Source organism: Commensalibacter melissae (genome assembly GCF_003691365.1).
Lineage (GTDB): Bacteria > Pseudomonadota > Alphaproteobacteria > Acetobacterales > Acetobacteraceae > Commensalibacter > Commensalibacter melissae.
In genome coordinates this window covers 1,138,733-1,159,938 of sequence record NZ_CP033087.1, presented here as the reverse complement: position 1 = coordinate 1,159,938, position 21,206 = coordinate 1,138,733, and the positions used below count along the sequence as shown (strand labels likewise).

At 37.2% G+C, this 21,206-nt stretch carries 20 protein-coding genes and 2 tRNA genes; 9 read left to right on the top strand and 13 right to left on the bottom strand.

Annotation, left to right across the window (positions count from 1 at the left end):
• Window positions 1-89 precede the first annotated feature (89 nt).
• Window positions 90-3,731: a bifunctional proline dehydrogenase/L-glutamate gamma-semialdehyde dehydrogenase PutA gene (gene putA / locus D9V35_RS05265; RefSeq protein WP_122123667.1), complete on the bottom strand. Its 3,642-nt coding sequence runs from the start codon at window positions 3,729-3,731 to the stop codon at window positions 90-92.
• A gap of 523 nt (window positions 3,732-4,254) precedes the next feature.
• Here putA and D9V35_RS05260 point away from each other — a divergent pair.
• Window positions 4,255-4,917, top strand: a complete 663-nt coding sequence (locus D9V35_RS05260; RefSeq protein ID WP_162988588.1) for a L,D-transpeptidase family protein — start codon at window positions 4,255-4,257, stop codon at window positions 4,915-4,917.
• A gap of 23 nt (window positions 4,918-4,940) precedes the next feature.
• Here D9V35_RS05260 and D9V35_RS05255 read toward each other — a convergent pair.
• The 5 genes from D9V35_RS05255 to D9V35_RS09505 all read right to left on the bottom strand — a co-directional run bounded on the left by D9V35_RS05255 (window position 4,941) and on the right by D9V35_RS09505 (window position 6,324).
• Window positions 4,941-5,014: transfer RNA gene (locus D9V35_RS05255), tRNA-Arg, on the bottom strand.
• 11 nt (window positions 5,015-5,025) lie between these two features.
• Window positions 5,026-5,334, bottom strand: a complete 309-nt coding sequence (locus tag D9V35_RS05250; protein ID WP_122123665.1) for an NADH dehydrogenase ubiquinone Fe-S protein 4 — start codon at window positions 5,332-5,334, stop codon at window positions 5,026-5,028.
• 59 nt (window positions 5,335-5,393) lie between these two features.
• Window positions 5,394-5,471, bottom strand: a tRNA-Pro gene (locus D9V35_RS05245).
• Between the two features lie 67 nt (window positions 5,472-5,538).
• Complete coding sequence (gene gpt, locus D9V35_RS05240) at window positions 5,539-6,012, bottom strand: xanthine phosphoribosyltransferase (protein WP_110438092.1); 474 nt, start codon at window positions 6,010-6,012, stop codon at window positions 5,539-5,541.
• Between the two features lie 183 nt (window positions 6,013-6,195).
• Window positions 6,196-6,324: a hypothetical protein gene (locus tag D9V35_RS09505; protein WP_255415879.1), complete on the bottom strand. Its 129-nt coding sequence runs from the start codon at window positions 6,322-6,324 to the stop codon at window positions 6,196-6,198.
• A 205-nt stretch (window positions 6,325-6,529) separates the two neighbouring features.
• Here D9V35_RS09505 and D9V35_RS05235 point away from each other — a divergent pair, with 205 nt between their 5' ends.
• Window positions 6,530-7,138: a hypothetical protein gene (locus D9V35_RS05235; RefSeq protein ID WP_162988587.1), complete on the top strand. Its 609-nt coding sequence runs from the start codon at window positions 6,530-6,532 to the stop codon at window positions 7,136-7,138.
• The gene (locus tag D9V35_RS05230; RefSeq protein ID WP_122123663.1) at window positions 7,138-7,536 is read left to right on the top strand and encodes a hypothetical protein; all 399 of its coding nucleotides are present in this window, start codon (window positions 7,138-7,140) and stop codon (window positions 7,534-7,536) included. Before D9V35_RS05235 ends, D9V35_RS05230 begins: the two co-directional genes overlap by 1 nt.
• Window positions 7,537-7,539: 3 nt before the next feature.
• On the opposite strand, the gene D9V35_RS05225 is transcribed toward D9V35_RS05230, so the two are convergent.
• From D9V35_RS05225 to D9V35_RS05210, 4 genes are all read right to left on the bottom strand, one after another.
• Window positions 7,540-7,911 carry a DUF1499 domain-containing protein gene (locus D9V35_RS05225; RefSeq protein WP_162988586.1) on the bottom strand — a complete coding sequence of 124 codons (372 nt, stop codon included), beginning with the start codon at window positions 7,909-7,911 and terminating at the stop codon, window positions 7,540-7,542.
• A 65-nt stretch (window positions 7,912-7,976) separates the two neighbouring features.
• Complete coding sequence (locus D9V35_RS05220; RefSeq protein WP_122123661.1) at window positions 7,977-8,393, bottom strand: outer membrane protein assembly factor BamE; 417 nt, start codon at window positions 8,391-8,393, stop codon at window positions 7,977-7,979.
• Window positions 8,394-8,439: 46 nt separating this feature from the next.
• Window positions 8,440-8,871, bottom strand: coding sequence for a hypothetical protein (locus tag D9V35_RS05215; RefSeq protein ID WP_162988585.1), 432 nt, complete (start codon window positions 8,869-8,871; stop codon window positions 8,440-8,442).
• A 2-nt stretch (window positions 8,872-8,873) separates the two neighbouring features.
• Entirely contained in the window at window positions 8,874-9,371 is a 498-nt protein-coding gene (locus D9V35_RS05210; protein ID WP_122123659.1) for a hypothetical protein, read from the bottom strand.
• Window positions 9,372-9,674: 303 nt separating this feature from the next.
• Here D9V35_RS05210 and D9V35_RS05205 point away from each other — a divergent pair, with 303 nt between their 5' ends.
• Genes D9V35_RS05205 through D9V35_RS05190 form a run of 4 tightly spaced genes read left to right on the top strand, consistent with a single transcriptional unit; the run spans window position 9,675 to window position 13,925 of the window.
• Window positions 9,675-11,393: a S1 family peptidase gene (locus D9V35_RS05205; RefSeq protein WP_122123658.1), complete on the top strand. Its 1,719-nt coding sequence runs from the start codon at window positions 9,675-9,677 to the stop codon at window positions 11,391-11,393.
• Entirely contained in the window at window positions 11,390-12,142 is a 753-nt protein-coding gene (locus D9V35_RS05200; RefSeq protein WP_122123657.1) for a hypothetical protein, read from the top strand. Before D9V35_RS05205 ends, D9V35_RS05200 begins: the two co-directional genes overlap by 4 nt.
• Before the next feature lie 5 nt (window positions 12,143-12,147).
• A complete protein-coding gene (locus tag D9V35_RS05195) occupies window positions 12,148-13,410 on the top strand; it encodes a hypothetical protein (protein ID WP_122123656.1) in 1,263 nt (420 codons plus the stop codon).
• A gap of 5 nt (window positions 13,411-13,415) precedes the next feature.
• Window positions 13,416-13,925 (top strand): hypothetical protein, encoded by a 510-nt coding sequence (locus D9V35_RS05190; RefSeq protein WP_122123655.1) that lies wholly within the window; start codon window positions 13,416-13,418, stop codon window positions 13,923-13,925.
• A gap of 72 nt (window positions 13,926-13,997) precedes the next feature.
• Here the strand turns inward: D9V35_RS05190 and D9V35_RS05185 are convergent, their stop codons facing one another.
• Window positions 13,998-15,095 (bottom strand): branched-chain amino acid aminotransferase, encoded by a 1,098-nt coding sequence (locus tag D9V35_RS05185; RefSeq protein ID WP_122123654.1) that lies wholly within the window; start codon window positions 15,093-15,095, stop codon window positions 13,998-14,000.
• A gap of 230 nt (window positions 15,096-15,325) precedes the next feature.
• Here D9V35_RS05185 and gabD point away from each other — a divergent pair, with 230 nt between their 5' ends.
• Complete coding sequence (gene gabD / locus D9V35_RS05180; protein WP_122123653.1) at window positions 15,326-16,792, top strand: NADP-dependent succinate-semialdehyde dehydrogenase; 1,467 nt, start codon at window positions 15,326-15,328, stop codon at window positions 16,790-16,792.
• A 63-nt stretch (window positions 16,793-16,855) separates the two neighbouring features.
• On the opposite strand, the gene D9V35_RS05175 is transcribed toward gabD, so the two are convergent.
• Both D9V35_RS05175 and D9V35_RS05170 read right to left on the bottom strand, forming a co-directional pair.
• Window positions 16,856-17,839 (bottom strand): MYG1 family protein, encoded by a 984-nt coding sequence (locus tag D9V35_RS05175; protein ID WP_110438079.1) that lies wholly within the window; start codon window positions 17,837-17,839, stop codon window positions 16,856-16,858.
• 152 nt (window positions 17,840-17,991) lie between these two features.
• A complete protein-coding gene (locus tag D9V35_RS05170) occupies window positions 17,992-20,247 on the bottom strand; it encodes a primosomal protein N' (RefSeq protein WP_240993344.1) in 2,256 nt (751 codons plus the stop codon).
• Window positions 20,248-20,400: 153 nt separating this feature from the next.
• Between D9V35_RS05170 and thiD the strand changes: the two genes are divergently transcribed.
• Window positions 20,401-21,201, top strand: a complete 801-nt coding sequence (thiD, locus tag D9V35_RS05165) for a bifunctional hydroxymethylpyrimidine kinase/phosphomethylpyrimidine kinase (RefSeq protein WP_122123652.1) — start codon at window positions 20,401-20,403, stop codon at window positions 21,199-21,201.
• Window positions 21,202-21,206: the final 5 nt, after the last annotated feature.

Below are 21,206 nucleotides of genomic sequence, written 5' to 3'. Positions count from 1 at the left end.
CTTTTTTATTCTGTAAATAGGGTCGGTCTTTATTGAACCCTTATTATATAAAATAAAAAGGGTTTGTGTTTTATAAATCAAAATTGATATTAATCTATTGTCATTAAAGAGGCATTTCCCCCTGCAGCAGTCGTGTTATTGCTTATGGAGATCTCTTCCATGAGAAGATCCGTATTTTCGAAATTTTCATCTACATCTAGTGCAGAAATAATTCCATTGTCTGAAAATGCCATATTCTGACGAGCTTCTTCAAATTCGGGAACATCTTTTTCACCCAGAATGATCGTGCAAGGTTGCTCATTCATTGATTTTACCTTTCTGATGTGTAATGACAATTCATGGGGCAATTGTGAATACCATTCTGTGATCTGATCAGGTGCAAAAATCAGGACTGAATTTCCACATTTCAGGGATAAGGAAATTTGTCTCAATAAGATATCTCGTGTTTTAGCGATACATAATACTGTTCCTCGTGGTGAGAGAGAATAAATATTTTTTTCACCTACTGGTCCATTTAATTCAATATTTGAATTTACTATTGTATGGGATAACAGATTTTTTGCTGTAGAAACAAAATTCTTTTGATTGCTTGTCAACCAGTCCAGCCACTGCTGTGCAATGGGGGGTAGAGATTGTTTGGGGAATTCATCGAAAACGGGGCTTTGTTGCAACATCCTTCTTAGAATGAAGGGTGCACCTGCCTTTGGACCTGTTCCGGAAAGACCTTTTCCCCCAAAAGGTTGTACGCCAACAATCGCCCCGATGATATTACGGTTAATGTATATATTACCGGCATTAATTTTTTTTGTTACATCCTCAATGGTTTCATCAATACGGGAATGAATACCAAACGTTAACCCAAAACCTGTTTGGTTTATCGATTTAATTATATTGTCAATCTGATCTCGTCTAAATCGAACAACATGAAGGACAGGACCAAAAACTTCATCAGGAATATCGGATATCTGATTGATTTCGATTATGGTCGGCATCATAAATGTACCATTGTCTGTTTTTTCAGGTAAAGGTAGGGACCAGATTTTAAATCCTTTCTTTTTCATATATTCGACATGATTATTTAGACGATTTAATGCATCCTGACTGATTACAGGACCTATGTCGGTTTTGAGAGAAAGAGGATTATCTATAATAAGCTCCTTGGTTGCACCCCGTAACATGGTAATAACCCGATCTGCGCAATCTTCCTGAACGTACAATACCCTTAGGGCAGAGCATCGTTGACCGGCACTGTCAAATGCAGAACTGATGATATCAACAACAACTTGTTCGGCGAGGGCAGAGGAATCAACGATAAGTGCATTTTGGCCGCCTGTTTCAGCCACAAAAGGAATAATGTTGCCTGATGGAGATCTTCTGCTGGCAAGATTTTTAGAAATTTCACGAGCAACTGCTGTTGATCCTGTAAACATTACTCCATGGACTTCCTTATTTGAAATAAGAGATGCCCCAATATCTCCCTTACCGGGTAATAATTGAAGAATTTCTTCCGGTATACCCGCTTCATGCATAATTTGGACTGCCTTAGTGGCAATTAAAGGCGTTTCCTCGGCTGGTTTGGCAATAACAGGATTTCCGGCAGCAAGAGCTGCAGAAATTTGCCCGATAAAAATGGCCAGTGGGAAATTCCATGGGCTGATGCAAACAACGGGTCCACTCAATGGTGCGTGAGTATTATTATTGAAAGTTCTGGCAACTGTTGAACCATAGTATCTGAGAAAGTCAATCGCTTCTCTTACTTCAGCCAGGGCATTGGGAAAAGATTTTCCCGCTTCACGAATAATCAATCCCAATAAAGGATACAATTGCTCTTCCAAAAGATCTGCAGCTTTCAACAAGGGAACGGCCCTTTTATCAGGATCCAATCCAGCCCAGTCCTTGGCACCCTTTACTGCCGATTTGAACGCACGATCAATTTCCGCTTGTGATGCCTCGATAACTGTCCCTACCTTATCGTTATGATCAGCAGGATTTAAAACATCCAATGGTTTGTTTTTGAACTTAGTTTTCTTTCCTGCAAGAATTGGAAATGCTTCCCAAGATGCTGGAGAATCTTTAAGGGCCTTAGAAAGATCATGTAGAATAAATTCATTGTTGAAATCAATGCCTCTTGAATTCAATCTTTCCTGACCATAAATGGAGCGTGGTAAACGGATGGCTGGATGAGGACTGCCAACAGGATTTATTTTCAGAGCTTCATCCACAGGGTTTGCAATCAGTTGATCAATTGAAATGTCACTGTTGCCAATCTGGTTTACAAATGAAGAATTAGCTCCATTCTCCAATAATCTGCGAACAAGATAAGCAAGCAAAGTTTCATGTGTTCCTACAGGGGCGTATATACGACATGGTCGTGAAAGATCACCCGCTTGTACGATTTTGCTATATAACTGTTCACCCATACCATGGAGACACTGAAATTCATATTGTTCAATATCATAATCTTTTCCTGCAAGTGCATAAATTGTTGCAAGTGTTCGAACATTATGTGTGGCAAACTGTGGAAAAATTGCGTCTCTATTGGACAATAATTTTTTCGCGCATGCAATATAACTAATATCTGTATGAATTTTGCGGGTATAGACAGGAAAATCGGATTGACCTTCAACCTGCGCTTTTTTAATTTCACTGTCCCAATAGGCACCCTTTACCAAACGTACCATCAATCTGCGGTTTGTTCGATGAGCCAGATCAATCAAATAATCCAGGACATAGGGAGCCCTGCGGCCATAAGCTTGGACAACAAAACCAATACCGTTCCAGTTTTTCAGATCTGGGTGATTACATAAGGCTTCCATCAAATCAAGAGAGATTTCAAGGCGCTCACTCTCTTCTGCATCAATATTGATGCCAATATTATATTGGCGTGCAAGAAGAACCAAATTCGTTAAAGTCGGAAGGAGTTCTTTCATGACTCGGTCATATTGGGAACGAGAATAACGGGGGTGTAAAGCGGATAATTTAATGGATAATCCAGCACGTTCATAAACCGAGTTACCATGTGTTGAACGGCCGATTGCATGCAAAGCATTTTCATAATCAACCCTGTAACGTTCCGCATCTTCTTCTGTTATAGCAGCCTCACCAAGCATATCGTACGAATAACGAAATCCGATATCCTCCATTTTTCTGCTTTGGTTTAAAGCCTCTTCCATTGTTTGGCCAAGAACAAATTGTTCACCCATCATGCGCATAGCCCGATCAAGGGCGATACGGATTATGCTTTCACCCTGCCGCTGTACCAATTTTGTAAGGGTTGCTGCAAGATTTTTTTCTTTTACAGGCGTAACGAGTTTTCCTGTCAAAGCAAGTCCCCATGCGGCGGCGTTGGTGAAAATAGGTTTCTTGAAACCTGCATGTGATATCCAGTCACCAGTGCTGATCTTATCCCTGATTAATGCATCACGTGTTTCAGTATCAGGAATGCGTAAAAGAGCTTCGGCAAGGCACATAAGTGCAACGCCTTCGGCGGAAGATAATGAAAATTCCTGAACAAGAGTCTCGACACCCTTCAAGTTGCGATGTTCTCTTAAATATTGTGTTAATGATCTTGCATGTTCCGATATCTGTCTGTTCATTTCATCAGATAGGGTAGCTTGTGGAAGTAGGGTTTTGACACATTCCGTTTCTGGAAGTCGTATTGTCGCCGTAATTTTATCTCTTAAAGAGTTCTGAGTGCGTATATTATTGTCAAATTGAGAAAAAACAGACATAAAAATCCTCGAAACTGAAAATATAATATTTAAGATTATGTCGCTTCTTACATAATTTATCCATTGAATAAAACAAGAATTATATAAATATGATAATTTTATTATAAATTTTATGTTTATTTATTGCGCTATTGTTCTAATTTAATAATGAAAAAAACAGGATATGAATTATGTTTACGTAATTATGTATTTAACTGCAACGAAATTATTATATTGTAATTTAATCGGAGATAATTAGCTTTACCTTAGGGAAATAATTGAAAATATTACATATTATTTGAGATACTTATTAAAAGTGGGAGCTTAATGAATTGTATATTTGGTGATACGTTATTATTGTATTTTTATAGTAAAAATTGTTTTCGATTCTGTTGGAGAATATGGTTTTCATCAAAAATGGATATTGAATAATTTGTTTAATTTATTTTCAAAAAAAATCATTCCATTAATAGGTTGTTTATTTTTTTCAGGTTGTAATCATACACAAAAATCAATTTTGTATCACTGGCAAAAAAAACAGCAAATGATCGTTGTTATAACTGATGGATGGTATAGTAATAGGGGAAAATTATACAGATTTGAATATTTGCATTCAAAATGGCACAAAAAAGGAAATGGTGTTTCTGTATCTCTAGGTAGTCAAGGATTGGCTTGGGGCAGGGGATTGCATCCATTTATCCAAGAAGGTCTGTACAAAAAAGAGGGTGATAAGCGCAGTCCTGTTGGAATATTCAAAATAGGCTTTGCATTTGGTTATAGGAATAATCTTTCTATAAATTATCCTTACCATGTCATGACACAATATGACTACTGTATTGATGATCCTACATCGTCTCAATATAATCAAATTATTGATAAACAAAATTTTTCTTTAAAAGAAAAATTTATTTTGTCTGAACCTATGCGTAGGGATATTCATTTTAAAGGGGACCAACTTTATAAATTAGGTTTTGTCATTGAACATAATGAGAAGAATATTCCTCATTATGGAAGCTGTATCTTTGCACATTTAAGAAAAAATGCGAATGCGGAGACTTCAGGTTGTACAGCAATGGATGAAAAGGATATGACACAAATTCTTAGATGGCTTAATCCTGATTATCATCCAATTTATGTATTATTACCTAAAGTTGTTTATCATCAGAAACAACAGATTTGGAATTTGCCATCTATGAAAAATGATTAAACAGTTTTGCGAAAAATTGGAAATGCGCCCTGCTGGATTCGAACCAGCGACCCACAGCTTAGAAGGCTGTTGCTCTATCCAGCTGAGCTAAGAGCGCAAAATATAATTTCAGTGAGTCCAGTTCATTTTCCGATTGTTGTGAAAATTATCTTCATAATTTTTGACAACATAATGATGACTACCTGGTTCTTCCAAATCATAAGCAATTGAATTTTTTTCTGCATATTGAATTGCTTGATCTTTTGTAGGGAAACTGAGTTTTACTTCAGTTTGTGTCTCACTACATCCTACCCATCCAGTTAAGGAATCATGTGATCGAGGGGAGGATTGTCCATAATCAAGAATCCATCTATGACTGCGAATTTTACCAGATTGTGTAGCCTTTTGAGGGCATTTATAAATTCGCGCCCGTGTCATGAAAACCTCTTTTGCTTATTAAAAAATACCCAAGGATTTTAACCCAAGGTCTTTATTAATGGTCGGGGAGCCCGGATTCGAACCGGGGGCCTCTTGTACCCAAAACAAGCGCGCTAGCCAGGCTGCGCCACACCCCGAATGGCCCTATAGCTATCCTGTTCTGCGCTATAAGGCAAGTTATTTTTTTATAAAATATGCTTTTTTTTATTTTTTTTGGGATTTGATAAGAGGGGGTGCAAAGGCGGGGGCCATATCCCATGGGAACAGGATCCACATATCCTGTTGAACTTCCATGATAAATTGGTCAGTATATTCCTTGCCGGCAGGTTTGGCATAAAGGCAGGCAAAATAAGCTTTTGGTAACAACTTACGAATAGCTTTGGCAGTAATTCCCGAATCAACGAGGTCGTCAATAATTAGAAAACCATTACCATCTTCGGTAATGGAGGGATTTTTAATGATATTTAATTCACCTCTTTTTTCCTCATCATAAGTGACAACTGATATTGTATCAATCAAACGAAGTTCCAATTCACGTGCAATAATTCCCGCGGGAATTAACCCACCACGTGTTATCGCGATAATTCCTCTGAAATTAAAATTGCTCAAGCGTTCAGATAATATACGGGCATCTTTGTGTAATTGATCCCAGGAAACGGTCATATATTTGGTAGCCATTAAAATAAAGAACCTCCATTTGGAATTGAGTAATCTCGCCGAATAGGAATGTAATAACTTTTGGAATCAGGCATAAAAAGCACTATCGTGTAGAATGCAGTTGATCCCTGATGGTTGAAAGGTAAATTAATAATGGCACAAACATGTTTTTCCAAGAGGGATTCTGGCAAAAGATTGGGTTAATTAAGTAAAAAAAGTATATTTGGAACCAATGACTGAATCAGAATCAATTTTTAAAGGAAAACTTCCCTGCTTATTGCTAGGAGTTACCCTTTCGATTGAACCTGCCCTGATGTTTGATTTATCACTCATAAAGAATCCATGGTAAAACGGTAAAGAATTTATAACGAAACGATCCAAACAAATATATCTTGTTTATTTTAATATGGGAAAATATTAATGTAGAATGAAACTGTATATTTTATTATTACAATATTTGTTACAGATATTAAATATAGGCTTTTAAATATTGGAAATTCGTTTCAAGATTTCAGAAGTCAAGACGGATTATGTGAATATGAATAAGAAAAACCTAATTTCTTATTGTCTAGACAGTTTGGTTGTCATCTTAATTTTTTTAAGTGCATGTTCAGCTTCTGATACACCTCCTCAAAATAGTATGAGGTTAACCTCAGACAGGGTCGCTCGTTTTTCGATGCAAAGCAGGGATTTCGATATAACTGATAGATCAGAGCTTATGCGTGCTGTAATGAATGTTGTCCAAGATCAGCATTATGTTATAAGAGAGGTGAATGCGGGGGTTGGCACCTTATATGCAGACCAGACATATGATATTGGTCAGCCTTTGAGTTTTTTTGGAATTCCGATCACTCATTTTCATCAAAAACCGTGGGCGGGTGGAAATTTGGCAATTCAGCTGGGACCGTTTGAACTGGCTGGTGGACAAAATAGTTTATATGTTGCCAAGAAAAACAGTTCTGTTTCTGTTGTGCTTTTACCTTTGGAAAATAATAAAAAAGGATTTCAAATTCATGTTTCAATTGAAATGCGTGATTTTTACAATGACGGACATGTCGGTGAAATCTGGTTAGTCCGGGATCCAAAAATTTATCAGAATTTCTTTGAAGCTTTGTCAAAAGCAATTTATTTACAGGCTCAATCCTAATGAAAATTTTTCATTTATTTTCTGTGGTCGTGGTTTTATTGTTGGCAGGATGTAATGGGAATTCCATACCAACAAGCCTGAGATTAACTGACTTACCGACAGGTCAGCTTCGTAATATGCAAATGCGGCAATTTGATCAGTCAGATATAAATAGGGTTAATCAAGCCGTAATTAAAACACTGGTCAGTCTGGATTTTCAAATTGTCAGGGTGGATGATCTAAGCCATCTGATTGAAGTCATACGTCTGGAAAACGGACATATCATGCAGGCAAATATAATATCAATGGTAAACCATGGTACGACAGTTCGTATAGCGTTGCGCTACAATCAATATCCTGTAACGTCACCCCAAGTTTATCAGGAATTTTTTGATACGTTGTCACGTAATTTATCCTGATCTCTAATAAATGGCGTTGGCGTTCAAGAATGTGGCTTGAGATAACTGATTGAAAAAATTTTGATAGAATTCAGGGTTTTTGTCCAACGGCAAGTTATTCATACGAGCCGTAGCCCTGACGATAATATGATCTTTATTGGGTTGTGTCGTAACGGTAATTTCAATTATGTCATCTGTAAAATGGGTTGCCGTGACAAAACCGATCTGATCATTTGATCTCACAATGATATATCCCATGTCTTGCAGCGTAGATGAAATGGCCTGGATCATTTTTTGCTGATCCGTAGTTTCAAATGATCGACTCTGAATAGCCCTTAGTGCAAGAGTCTGTTGCGGTTTTGCCAAAACAGTTTGAAGCGGATTTAATAAAACCATGATCCCAATGAAGATTTGGCCCCAAAGGGATATAGAAATATATATACGAGAAAGTGTTTGCATTCCTAGAAATTGCTATATCTATAAGAATAATCTCTAACTTTTTGATTATGGTCAAATTTAACAATCAAGGTGAGTGTTCGTTGTGACGTGCTGGATGTATTGGCTTTGTTTCCCAACCCGAGGATAACAATGGTTGCCCATCCTCCAGAACTGGAATGTGTACGCATGGTTGAAATCCGATCATACACCCATACTTCCTGATGTTGATCATCGGAAGTTACAATATTGGGTGGCCCAAAAATTTCAACAACCGAGGCATTACTCATACCTTTATGAAGTTGGCTTTCAATGGTTCCAAGAGTCAGATGGGCATCTGTATTTTGAGCCGTCTGAGCATCTTGGGTCTGTTTTGATGCTGATTCACAACCAGCCATGAGTAAAACTGTGGTGGGAATAATCACATATTTGAGAAAGCGCATGATGTTTGTCCATTATTAAATAGAAAAGCCATTATTTACAGTAAGGTTAAAATGGATGATTTTGCAAGAATAGTGACCGGGATAGTGGTTCAAAAAAATTCTTTTGATAAAAAACAGGGTCTGCTATATTTTCATATCCGGTTGAGGAAATGCTGAAATTATTGTAAATTTGTCCATTGACTCTTACAGCAAATTTATTTCTATCAATGGGATATGTCATTACACTCAATATTATATTGCTGTTTTGTTGTGCCGTTACCTCGGAACTGTCCAAATTGACTTTTACAATATTAAAACCTTGATCCTGCAGTGTTGTAATAATGGTTTTCAACAAAATATCTTGATTAGGTGCCTCGAATGTACGCGTTTCATTTACACGTTTTTGAGTGGCGGGAAGCATAGATTCATTATTGTTTGAACAAGCTGTCAGTGAGGAACATGACAACCCCAATATGCAAAGAAAAAATTTAAGTGTCATTTTCATCGAGATGTGTAATTTTGATGAAGGGATAGTGAATAGGAAAAGGCATCAAAAAACTGTTGATATGTTAAAGGGGATCGAATGATTTCAGATTGTCTTGGAGGACCACCGTTTAAATTTGCACCTTCTTCACCATTATAAAGTGGATAGGCACTTAAGGATAGGCGTGCAATGATTGTATGAACAGAATCATTTTTTGAACTTAAAGTTAAAGTTGCCAAAATAACCTGATTTAAATCAGGGTGAGTCTGGTTGGCTGCGATAAGCCCCATGGCAGGTGAAGTTTCTGTAATAATAAATCCAAGATCCTGAAAGGTAGACAAAGCAATTTGATAGGCTTGAGAAGAAGATAAATTCGGGAATTCCCTTGTCTGTAAAGTCCGAATTTCCATTGTTGTCAAAGACTTGTCATTTTTTGCATGAGCAGATAAGGGGATTAATGCCAATGTAATTCCGATAATGATATTCAAATTCAAATAATTTTTGATAGTTAGCATTGGTGTATCCGATTTGGAAAATCATTCCGTTATTTTTTTACATTTGAAATTATTATAATATAATTTGGAAAAAGGTTTATTTAAAAATCCTAATTTGATTTTTTCAATTATCTTAAATTATTTTTTGTTTTTTGTCTTTAAAAATGAATAGTTTTGGCAAGTTTTGCCTGATTTTATTTTATTGATAATTACTTGTTATACGGGACTCAAAGCTTGGCTTTGCTATGCCATACTTGGCAAGAATATAACATTGGATTACTATCATTAAGTTTAAAAGATATTTCATAAAATTTGCGAGCAAATATGACATTATTTCTTCTTGACAAACAGAATCTAAAAAAATCAGAAATAATGACTATAAATGATCAAATTATTTATGAAAAATACGATTTGATCATCAAAATTTTTTCTCAGTATTGTCCAGATATACAATTGGCTGAACCTGTTGTTACAGAAAATCAAAATAAAGATACGTTATTGATTTCCTGGTATGTGGATACCTTTGAAGAGCCAAAAATAATAACTGGGCAGCAAAAGCAGCAAATTTATCAGAAAATGGCTATTTCATTTAAAAATTTGTTTGAAAATATATCCAGGGACAGTTCGAGCGGAAAAATTGTTGAAGCTGTTTTACATATTACGGATTTTAGGGATATTCTTATAAGCGGGGATAAGATAATTATTAAGAATTGGGGAGCAAATTCTTTTCAGGACAATAAAAAATCAGGAATATATTTACCATCATTGTTTCAATTTTCATCTGAGCCCAAACCTGCAAAAGACGCTATTTCACATTTCTCTGATGAAAAAAAGGTAAATGGACAAATAAAGTCATCTATTAAATCACAAGAAAATTCTACGGTAAATCCTAAAATATCATCACGTTTTCGGTTTTTGACAAATTTCAATAATAGATTTGTTTTATCTCGATTAATAGCGGCGATTTTGTTTTTTTTTATAGGTTTATTGTTGGGTTGGCGAATAATTTTTGCTGAACATCCAATCAAAATTAATGGAATTACAGTTCGGGAAGCTCATAATCTTGTTAAACAATATCCGCAAATAGAGAAATCCAATCATGATCTGGAAACAGAAATTAAGATTTTGAAGGATAAGTTAAAAAATCCACCCTGTAACATAAGGGAATCTCGTGCAGATCCATCATTAAATAAAAGTTTAGAACATCCATTTACACCAATGACTTCAACCGGAAAAATTTTTGAAGGTAGTTTACCGGAACTGCTTGAAAAAAGTACTGTTTTTATAATGGTGTTAAAGGACGATGATGTATCTGCCGCTTCGGGTACAGGATTTTTCGTCACATCCGACACAATCGTGACTAATCGACATGTGGTTGAAAATGCCAAGAACAATTCTGTAATGGTTACCAATAAATCCTTGGGACAGTTGAAACTTGCTCATGTTGTTTCTGTAAGTCAGACTATAGAAAATGGAGGACTGGACCTGGCAATTCTTAAGGTTGAAAATGCGCCACCGCAACAACCTCTGAGTTTTTCATTAGATGCACGACCCTTACAGGATGTTGTCGCTGCAGGTTATCCGGGAATCATGATAAGCCAGGATGATGCGATGCAAAGACTGATGAAGGGTGATCTACAAGCAATTCCTGGTGTTATATTGACCAAGGGACAGATTAACGGAATTCAGAATAATCACAATGGCGAAAAAATAATGCCTCATAGCGCAATGGTTTCCCCGGGTAATTCTGGAGGTCCACTGGTTGATCTTTGTGGAAGGGTAGTTGGAGTAAACACGTTTGTAACGATGGATCAGTATACATCCTCCCATGGAAATTATGCCCAAAAATCCGACATGATTGTTAGAGTTTTACAATCCTCAAATCTACCTATCCAGGTTCAATCGGGAGTCTGCCAGTCTGAACCGGTGGAAAAGCAAGACCAATCGGCTGACAAGCCCGCATTTAAATCTGACAAATCCGAGCAGGATAATAATCAATCATCTTCTGATCCTATTGAATCTAAAAAGGATAATTTAAAATGAAATTGCAATTTATTCCAGGAAGACCGATTGTTACAACTAATTTCAATAAGGCAAAACCCCTTGGAATGAATGGTCAGTTGATATTGGAAAACTGGCATATTCTGCATGATCTTTTGAAGAAGAATGTCGGTCCTGAATGTGCCGCTTTATTGCTTGAACCTCAATTGGATCGGGGAAGAGGAGAGGTTGATTGGTATTTGCCTGTCGACAGCCAAAATCTCCCTGTCAAACATTTATCAAAAGAGGAGAATTTAAAAGAGGCGTATGATTATATCGAAAAAGGGAAAAAATACGCTCAGTGTTTGATAAACTCTCCAGATTCATTGCAAAAGCAAAGAGGCAAGCTTCTTTTGGATGCATTACAATTTCCCAATGACGAATTCATAATCGCAACCCCTCATGGACCAGCCATATTGGAATGGGGACATGAATCAAATCAGCCTTATTCAAAAAAGGAAGTTTTGTCCGCCAAGGGAAAGGAGAGGAATATGAAAGTTATGACAATTCTTCCTCCTCCAGTTTCACCATTTAATAATCGCATTGAGAACAAAAATTTTTGGCCATGGATAACAAGTGGTCTCATTTTACTATTATTGATGATATTGCCATGGTGGAAAGGAATCATATCAATAAATTATTGTCGTTATTATTGGCTTTTACCTTTGGTGTTGTTTTTTTTGACATTGCTTGTTGTTGGCGTGATACTAAAAAAACAAAATGATCTTCATTCTTTGGTCAATAAGGAATGAACCTGATGGTTTTGGTATTAAGTCGACAAAAAATCAATCGGTTAAAACCTCTTTTTAATCGGCAACAGAATTTTTATCATCAGATATATAATGAAATATTAACCTATAGTGATGCGGATCACGCAAGAATTTTTGCTCAGCCAGAATTCAATAACGATATCGTTCGTTGGAATGCGGAGGGACAAACAAGTTTTTCATGGAAAGAACTTGATCAAAATCAGCAGCAAAAATTATTACAGGCAACACGTTCAATTTTGCTGGATATTGAGGAAATAACTCAACATTATCCTGGTCTCACGCTTTCAAGATTTTTCAATCAATGCTGTCAATTTCCTGGCTTGGATTTTTTGTATGCCGTTGATGGAAAACCTGTAATCACTGCATGGGGTTTTTCATGTGACCAGAAAACCTATGATCCATTGATGGGTGTTGAGAGAAAAAAGAGAAATCATTTGTTTTTTTGGAACAGATTTCCTTGGATTACAGCATTGAGTGCTTTTGCATTAGGTTTATTGACGTCAATATTTTGGACGGATGAAGATTTAAATGGAAAAAAATGTGAAATCATTTATCCTTCGGAAAATAAAGTCAGGCATGTAATGAATGACAAAAAACGTCAGGATCAATTGGCGGATGAACGAAATAAGTTGCTTGAACAGTGGAATATTTTACAAAATCAATGTCGAATTCCTTCGGTAAAACCCTTAGTACCTATTGATCCAACAAAAATTGACCCTTTACCACCTCCTGAACAATTACCTGAAATACCATCCCTGAAAGATAATCCGAATTTACCTGATATAGAAACTTTGCAGAAAAAAAATGTTCCAAAACCTCCCGTAAATTCAACTGTTCCACCAAAAACAGATGTTAAATCCAATAACAAGGTTGATCTTCCAAAAGAATCCTGGAACAAGAAAGACACGACAATGTTAAAGGGATGTTGGCATTTGACAACACATTTAGAATTATATACGCACGGTTTATTTTTCAATTCTCATCAACCTGTAACAAACTGGTCCTTGTGTTTTAATCCGAACGCGGCGGGTCATCAGGTTTTAACAAGGCGAGATGGTGGGACATGTCAGGGACCTTTATATGCCGGGTTTCAGGGCGAACAGCTTGTACTGAATCAACCAGAGGACTGTCAGGGGGATTTTCATCTTATCAGTGGTAAAAATGTTTGTACAAGATTGAATGATCGCGAAGCAAGATGTACATATATAGACGAAAATGGTCATCAGTCCACAGGTATATTTAAAAGATAATCAAGATGATGTTTCGTAATTATTTATTTTTAGTTTACAGTTTATTTTTATTTTGCTTGCAAGTGAAAGCTGCGGAACAAACATATCATCTGGATGGACATGAAGGAAATTGGACAGCGTTTCATTACTCACATATGAAACAGCAAATTGATTCATGTCATGTTCTTTCAAATGATCTGGTTCTTGGGTTTGAAAGGGATGCAAATAATGTTGGTTTGATTTTATGGGATTCAAAAGGTAAGCAAATTCCGGGTAAAAATAAAAATATAGCCTTGACAATTAATAAGGAACATTTTTTGTTCACGATGAAAGCGATGGATAAGAATATGTTGATGAATCGTTTGAATTTAAGGGATTTCAACTATTTGTTACAAAAATTATCCTATGCAGATTTGGTTGTTGTTGAATATGGTCAGCAACCCGTAAATATTGTTGATTTGCTTGGATTGCCATCCATGTTAAGTAAGTTTAATTATTGTATAAGCCATGCTAAATTCGGATTTTCAGAAAAATGAAAACCATTTTCCCTAAAATATATTTATTTAGTTTGGAAAATGGTTATTAAAGATAAGAAAAACAAAAAGTTTTTATTTTACTACTTTTACCCATTGATAGGGATCAATGACATTTCCGAATTGAATGTCAATCAAACTTTTACGAAGGTCTTGGGTAATTTTTCCTGATTTACCTTCATTTATAATATATTCGCCTTTTGAATTTTTTATTTTTCCAATAGGCGTAATGACAGCGGCAGTGCCACAGGCAAAGATTTCAGAGATTTTTTTTGATTGAATATCGTCAATCAATTGATGGATTGAATATTTTTCCTGTTTAACGGTCAGTCCCTTATCTTTTGCTAAGGTAATAAGAGAATCACGGGTTACCCCAGGTAGAATGGTTCCACTTAAGGGGGGGGTTAGTAAAGTTTCATCTTTGAATACAAAAAAGATATTCATCCCTCCCATTTCCTCAATCCATTTATGCTCTACAGAATCAAGAAAAATAAGTTGGTCACACTGATTTTTTGTAGCTTCCTGTTGGGCGGCAAGGCTGGCTGCATAATTTCCACCACATTTAACCTCTCCAGTTCCACCGGGGGCCGCCCTTGTATAGAATTCAGAAACCCATACAGATACAGATTGTGCATCTTTGGAAAAATAGGAACCGGCTGGCGAGGCAATCAGCATAAATAGATATTCCGGGGAAGGTTTAACACCAAGATAAGGTTTGCTGGCAATCATGAAAGGACGGAGATATAGAGAACCTATCTCCTGGTCTGGGATCCAATTCTTTTCCGCTTTAACAAATTCATTTATGGATTGTAAATAGAGTGATTCAGGAAGTTGGGCCATGGCAAGCCTTTTGGCCGAATTGGCAAAACGTTTGGCGTTGGCTTCGGGTCTGAATAAAAGAATACGACCATCATTTGCCTTATAGGCCTTCATGCCTTCGAATATTTCTTGTGCATAATGAAAAACGCAAACGGCAGGATCTAAACTAATTGGTCCGTAAGCTTTGATTTCCGCATCATGCCATTTCTTTTCATCATTATAATGAATTATCAACATATGGTCTGTGAATTTTTGCCCAAAACCAGGTTTTTTTAAAATTGCCTCACGTTCCTTTTTTGACAGGCTGTTTGGATTTTGGGAGAATTTAATCGGAAATTGTTTTCCGGAATTCATTTTCTTATCTTTCTTTTATCTTTAGTTTTAAGTAATTTTGTTACAAAATATACAACAGCAAAATAGATTGTTATGCAAGTTGTTTTCAGTAAAATTTTAATATGGATCTATTATATAATATAAATCAAAAACAATTCTTTGTTATGATAATGTAAATTATAACAAAATAGAATTCGCTTTGTTATAATCTCAATAACATTAATTATTCCATATGATAGAAAGCAACAGGCATGGTTCAAAAAAGTCTTGACGATTTAAAAAACAAGTCATTGTTCAAACAGCAATGTTTCATTGATGGTCAATGGTTGAATGCAGATAATGGTCAAGTAATTCAGGTTGTCAATCCTGCAACTGATGAAATTATTGGAACTGTTCCGAAAATGGGTGGTAACGAAACAAAAAAGGCTATTAAAGCCGCACAAACCGCCCAGATTGCGTGGCGAAAAAAAACCGCAAAAGAGCGATCTGTCATTTTGCGTCGTTGGTATGAATTAATGGAAGAAAACAAGGATGATCTTGCATTAATTCTCACACTTGAACAGGGGAAACCCTTGGCGGAGGCTAAGGGGGAAATTCAATATGGCGCGTCTTATCTGGAATGGTTTGCCGAAGAGGCAAAAAGGGTTTATGGCGATACTATTCCCGGACACATGGCAAATAAACGGATTTCGGTTATTAAACAACCAATTGGGGTTACAGCAGCAATTACCCCCTGGAATTTTCCCAACGCGATGATTACCCGCAAGGCTGGTCCAGCATTGGCAGTTGGATGTTCAATGGTACTTAAACCCGCAAGTATGACCCCTTACTCTGCCTTGGCCCTGGGTGTGCTTGCTGAAGAAGCTGGATTACCGCCAGGGGTTTTCAATATCATTACAGGATCCTCAGGGGAAATTGGTGGAGAGTTGACCTCTAATCCAATTGTTCGTAAACTAACCTTTACAGGATCAACAGAAATTGGCGCTCAATTAATACAGGAATCAGCTGGTACGGTAAAAAAATTATCAATGGAATTGGGGGGGAATGCACCCTTTATCGTTTTTGAAGATGCAGATATTGATGCGGCGGTGGAAGGGGCAATGATGTCCAAATATCGAAATGCGGGTCAAACTTGTGTCTGTGCAAATCGATTCTATGTTCATGATTCAGTTTATGATCAATTTATTGAAAAATTTAAACATGCCGTTACCAAACTCAAGGTTGGCAATGGATTGAATAAAGATGTAACCATTGGTCCCTTGATTGATCGAAATGCCTTGAAAAAGGTGAAAGAACATATTGATGATGCTGTAAATAAAGGCGCAACTGTTGTCATTGGTGGTGAAGCTCTTGAGGGATGTTTTTTCGAGCCGACAATTTTATCGAATGTACCATTTAATGCACTGGTTTCGAAAGAGGAAACTTTTGGACCATTGGCGCCTGTATATCGCTTTGAAACTGAAGAAGAGGTTATTTATCTGGCCAATGATACGGAATTTGGTTTGGCATCCTATTTTTATGCCAATGATATTTCAAGAATAACACGTGTATCAGAAGCCTTGGAATACGGGATTGTGGGAATTAATACTGGTTTGATCTCAAATGAAATGGCACCTTTTGGCGGAATAAAGGCATCAGGTCTTGGAAGGGAAGGTTCCAAATATGGTATAGATGATTATCTTGAAATCAAATATTTATGCTTGGGTATTCACCTGTAAATTAGATTAGACAAGATTAAGGATTAACACGAATTCTAATCCTTAATTATAGTTTTCTATAAATTATTCCAGGGTTTTGTGCGCAAGTGCAATTGCTGCCTCTTTTGATGTGGCAACAGCTATGAACAATCCCTTGTGAACGAATTTCGCCCCCAGAATTCCTGTTTCTTTTTCTAGGTTTTCACCTTCTAATCCTCCCCAGCTGGCAGGAAACAATCTACGTCGATCGTTTCCGTGCATACGGATCGGAACTGTTCCGACACGCCATTCATTTTCTGCAGGGTAAATTACCAGTTGTGTATTCCAAGCATTGGCAAAAATCGGATATATATGTGGCATCCAGCGAGGCAACATCAAAATACGGTTATCGGGGCTGTTCTTGTATGCTTCTTCACAACAGCTGATGGCTCTGTTACGAGCAAATTCAATATTAAGTTGATAAATCAAAACAGTTTGAACGATTTTACTTGCCTCAAAAAAACGTTCCAGCTGGTTTGACGGGTCGTCGCAATCCCACGCAGGATTGAAAATATTTATGATTGATGAAAAATTTAATCCGTTTTCAGGTTGCATTTTTCCATTATCGATTGCATCTATGGGAATGACTAGCGCTTTTTCAATTACACTATGCGCAACACGATGTGATTTCTCATCCAGGTCAGGGGCTAGTTTTTTAATGACATCCAAGCCAAAAGCGGTCCATATAAGACCAGCAGAACTATAGGGAATGGTTCCTTCCATGTTTTTGGGTGTCTGTTTGATATCTCTTTCAGGAGCACCAATCTGGTGATGGTCAAAATAACGCTTACCATCAAAAATTCCCCCAACATCAAAAACAATATCAGCTTTTTCAATGATTTCAGGGTTACGTGTTCTTTCTAGCCGAAAGGGTCTATTTTCTAAATCCAATGCAAGAAATAAGGTTGTAAAGGCGAAAACATCGTCAATATGAAAACGTCCGTTATGTGTGACGATTAAAAGTTCCTTTGAATAATCCATCAATCCTTCTGTAAGAGAATCAGAATGAATTGTAGGGGAGTTAGGCATGGGATCTCCTGATCAGTACAAATAAATTAATAACGAAAAAACATAATAAATAAAAACATCATTGGATGCGAGCGATTAATTAAGATTTCATACAGAATATTTTATATGAATTCTAATTATGAAAATATTCAGACTATAAATCTTAATTGATTTTACAAAAACGATATTGGATCGATATCCACGGTTATTTTTACGTTTTTTTTGGGTTTAATTGGATCCAACCATTGATGTAGGATCGGCTGTATGGCGATGGATTTATGTGTTCTTAACAATAAACGCTGTCGATAACGGTTACGAAGCAGAGATAGGGGAGCTGGGGCAGGTCCCAAAACGATGACCCCATCTCGGCTGGGTGCATTTAGACCGAGTTCTTGAGCTGTTTCCAAAGCATCCTGATTTGTATCTGCACTTACGATTATGGCGGCCAATCGACCGTAAGGAGGCCAAAATCCGGCTTTACGCTCATGCGCCTCTTCGATCATGAATTGATTGAAATCACCTTTGATTAACGTCTCCATTACGGGATGATCTGTTAAAAAACTTTGAATTATAACTGTACCGGGAAATCTGGCTCGACCGGCTCTACCCCCGACCTGATTCAATAACTGTAATGTTTTTTCAGCCGCACGTAAATCTGCGCCGGTTAATCCCAAATCGGCATCTATAACCCCAACAAGAGTAAGATCAGGGAAATGCCATCCCTTGGCAACAATTTGGGTGCCGATAATAAGGTTGACTTCTTTTCGCATAATTTGGCGAACGGCTTCGGCTGTCATTTTGGGGCTGTTTAAACAGTCACTGGACATGACAAGGATTTTTGCGTCAGGAAAGGTAATTCTTGCCTCTTCGGTAATGCGTTCAATTCCAGGACCAATGGGAACCAGACTATTCTTGGTATTGCAATGGGGACATTCCAGCGGAACGGGTATAAAATAATCGCAATGATGACATACCAGTTTTCTAGTGCTGCGATGCTCAACCAACCATGCTGAACAATGTGGACATTCAAGACGGTAACCACAAGCACGGCATAAAGTTAAAGGGGCGTAACCGCGCCTGTTCAAAAAAAACAAGACCTGTTCGTTTTTGTCAAGTTTTTCCTGTGTTGCCTTTACAAGAGGTGGTGACAGGAAATGTCCTTTTTCTGGTGGATGTATTTTCATGTCAACCAGTTCGGTTCGTGGCATGATAGCCCCACCATGTCGTTTGGTTAAGGTGAGATGAAAATATTTTCCCTGATGCGCATTTATCAGGGTTTCCATTGAAGGGGTGGCGGAAACCAAAATAATAGGACACGAGGATAGTTTAGCCCTGACAATGGCCATATCCCTGGCATTATAGATAACACCTTCCTCCTGTTTGAAGGAAGATTCGTGTTCCTCGTCTACAATTATCAATCCCAGATCATAAAAAGGTAGAAATAGGGCGGATCTCGCGCCAACTAACACGAAAACTTCATTTTTTAATATAGCCATCCAGGTTTGTTTACGGTGTTTCAAACCTAGATCGGAATGCCATAGTGCAGGATTTACGCCAAAACGTTTGTAAAACCGGTTGGTCCATTGAGCTGACAAAGCGATTTCTGGCAATAAAACCAGAACTTGTTTATTCTGTTCGATGCAGGAAGCTATGGCTTGCATATAAACTTCTGTTTTTCCTGAACCGGTAATGCCTTGCAGTAAAGTTACAGAAAATTTTTTCTTATCTACTTGTTTTCTTAAAAAAATTGTTGCTTTGGTTTGTTCTTCGGAAAGGTTAGGTTGATGAAAATTGGGATCAGGTTTTGAAAATTGCGTAAAATTGGTAAGGGGTTGTTTGAAAATGCCCCCTGATTTTTCCAGTCCATAAATAACCGAAGGTTTTATATGTAAATTTTCTGTCAATTCCCTTGTTGTATAGGCTTGATCTGGAATATTCATGAAATCCAGAATTTTTTTTCTTTTTTCGGTAATTTTCAAATTTGTTGGCAAAGGTGATGTTTTTATCCACCCATATTCTTTTTTTAAGGGAACGGTGAGATTTCTGATATTACGGATTGCCATTGCCAGAACGGAACCTGATTCCGTAAAATTGTAATTTGCCATCCAATCAATGAATTGCATTAAAACTCTCGGTAGGGGCTGAATGGGTAAAATCGAAATAATTTCTTTTAATTTTCTTTTTTCTTTTTTGGGGGTGGGGGTGAGTGATAAAGACAAATTGCCTGATAGAACGTGATCTTGCCAGACAACCCCTATTTCCTTACGTTGATTGAGCGGTACAATAACCAGGGTACCGGGAATGATTTTTTCTACTTTTAGGTCGTGTGGAATTATATAATCAAAAGGTTCCTTGAATGGGTAAGGGAGAAGAACCGGGACTGTTTTACGGTAAGATAGAGGCATATCAGATAAAATATCAGGATTCATTTGACAAACTCAATTGAAATTGAGGCAAAATCTTATTTTATGAGGATAGTATAGCATTGTTTGAAATTATATGTTCTGGATTTAAGATAAAATATATCTCTAGAATGAATTAAAGCTATAATCATAAAATATTAGACATAAATTGGGATCTACATGATTAAAAATATTTTAACAATTGCTGGAACCGATCCAAGTGGAGGGGCGGGAATCCAGGCTGATATCAAAACCTTTTCCGCATTGGGAACCTATGCAATGTCAGTCATAACGGCGGTTGTTGCGCAAAACACCCAAGGGGTAAGATCTTTTCAGATTATGGATCCTAAAATGGTTGCAGATCAGATCGATGCGATTTTTCAGGATATCCATGTTGACGCTGTCAAAATCGGAATGCTTGGCAATGAGCTTATTGTCAGGATTGTAGCCCAGAAATTGAGAGAATATAATGTTGCCAAGGTCGTTATTGATCCTGTCATGGTGGCAAAAAGCGGTGATTATTTGATCAATGATGCGGGAGTTAATGCATTGAAGGACGAACTATTTCCTCTTGCCACCCTTATTACCCCAAATATCCCGGAGGCATGCGTTTTATTGAATAGAGATGATCCAATAACAATGCTGGAAATGAAAGAGGAGGCACAGAAATTACTTTCATTTGGATCTCATTGGGTTTTGTTAAAAGGGGGACATCTCGAGGGATTTAACTGTTTTGATGTATTATGTAATAAGAATGAAATTTTCGATTATGAAGATGAAAGAGTGATGACAAATAATAATCACGGGACAGGATGCACGTTGTCTTCTGCCATAACAGCCTTGATTCCCGTTATGAAAATTCCTGATGCGGTCAGAGAGGCCAAGAATTATCTAGGGCATGCACTTAAGGCTGGCAATCAGCTGCAAGTGGGTAAGGGACATGGGCCGGTCAATCATTTTTACAGAATATGGAATTTATAATAAAT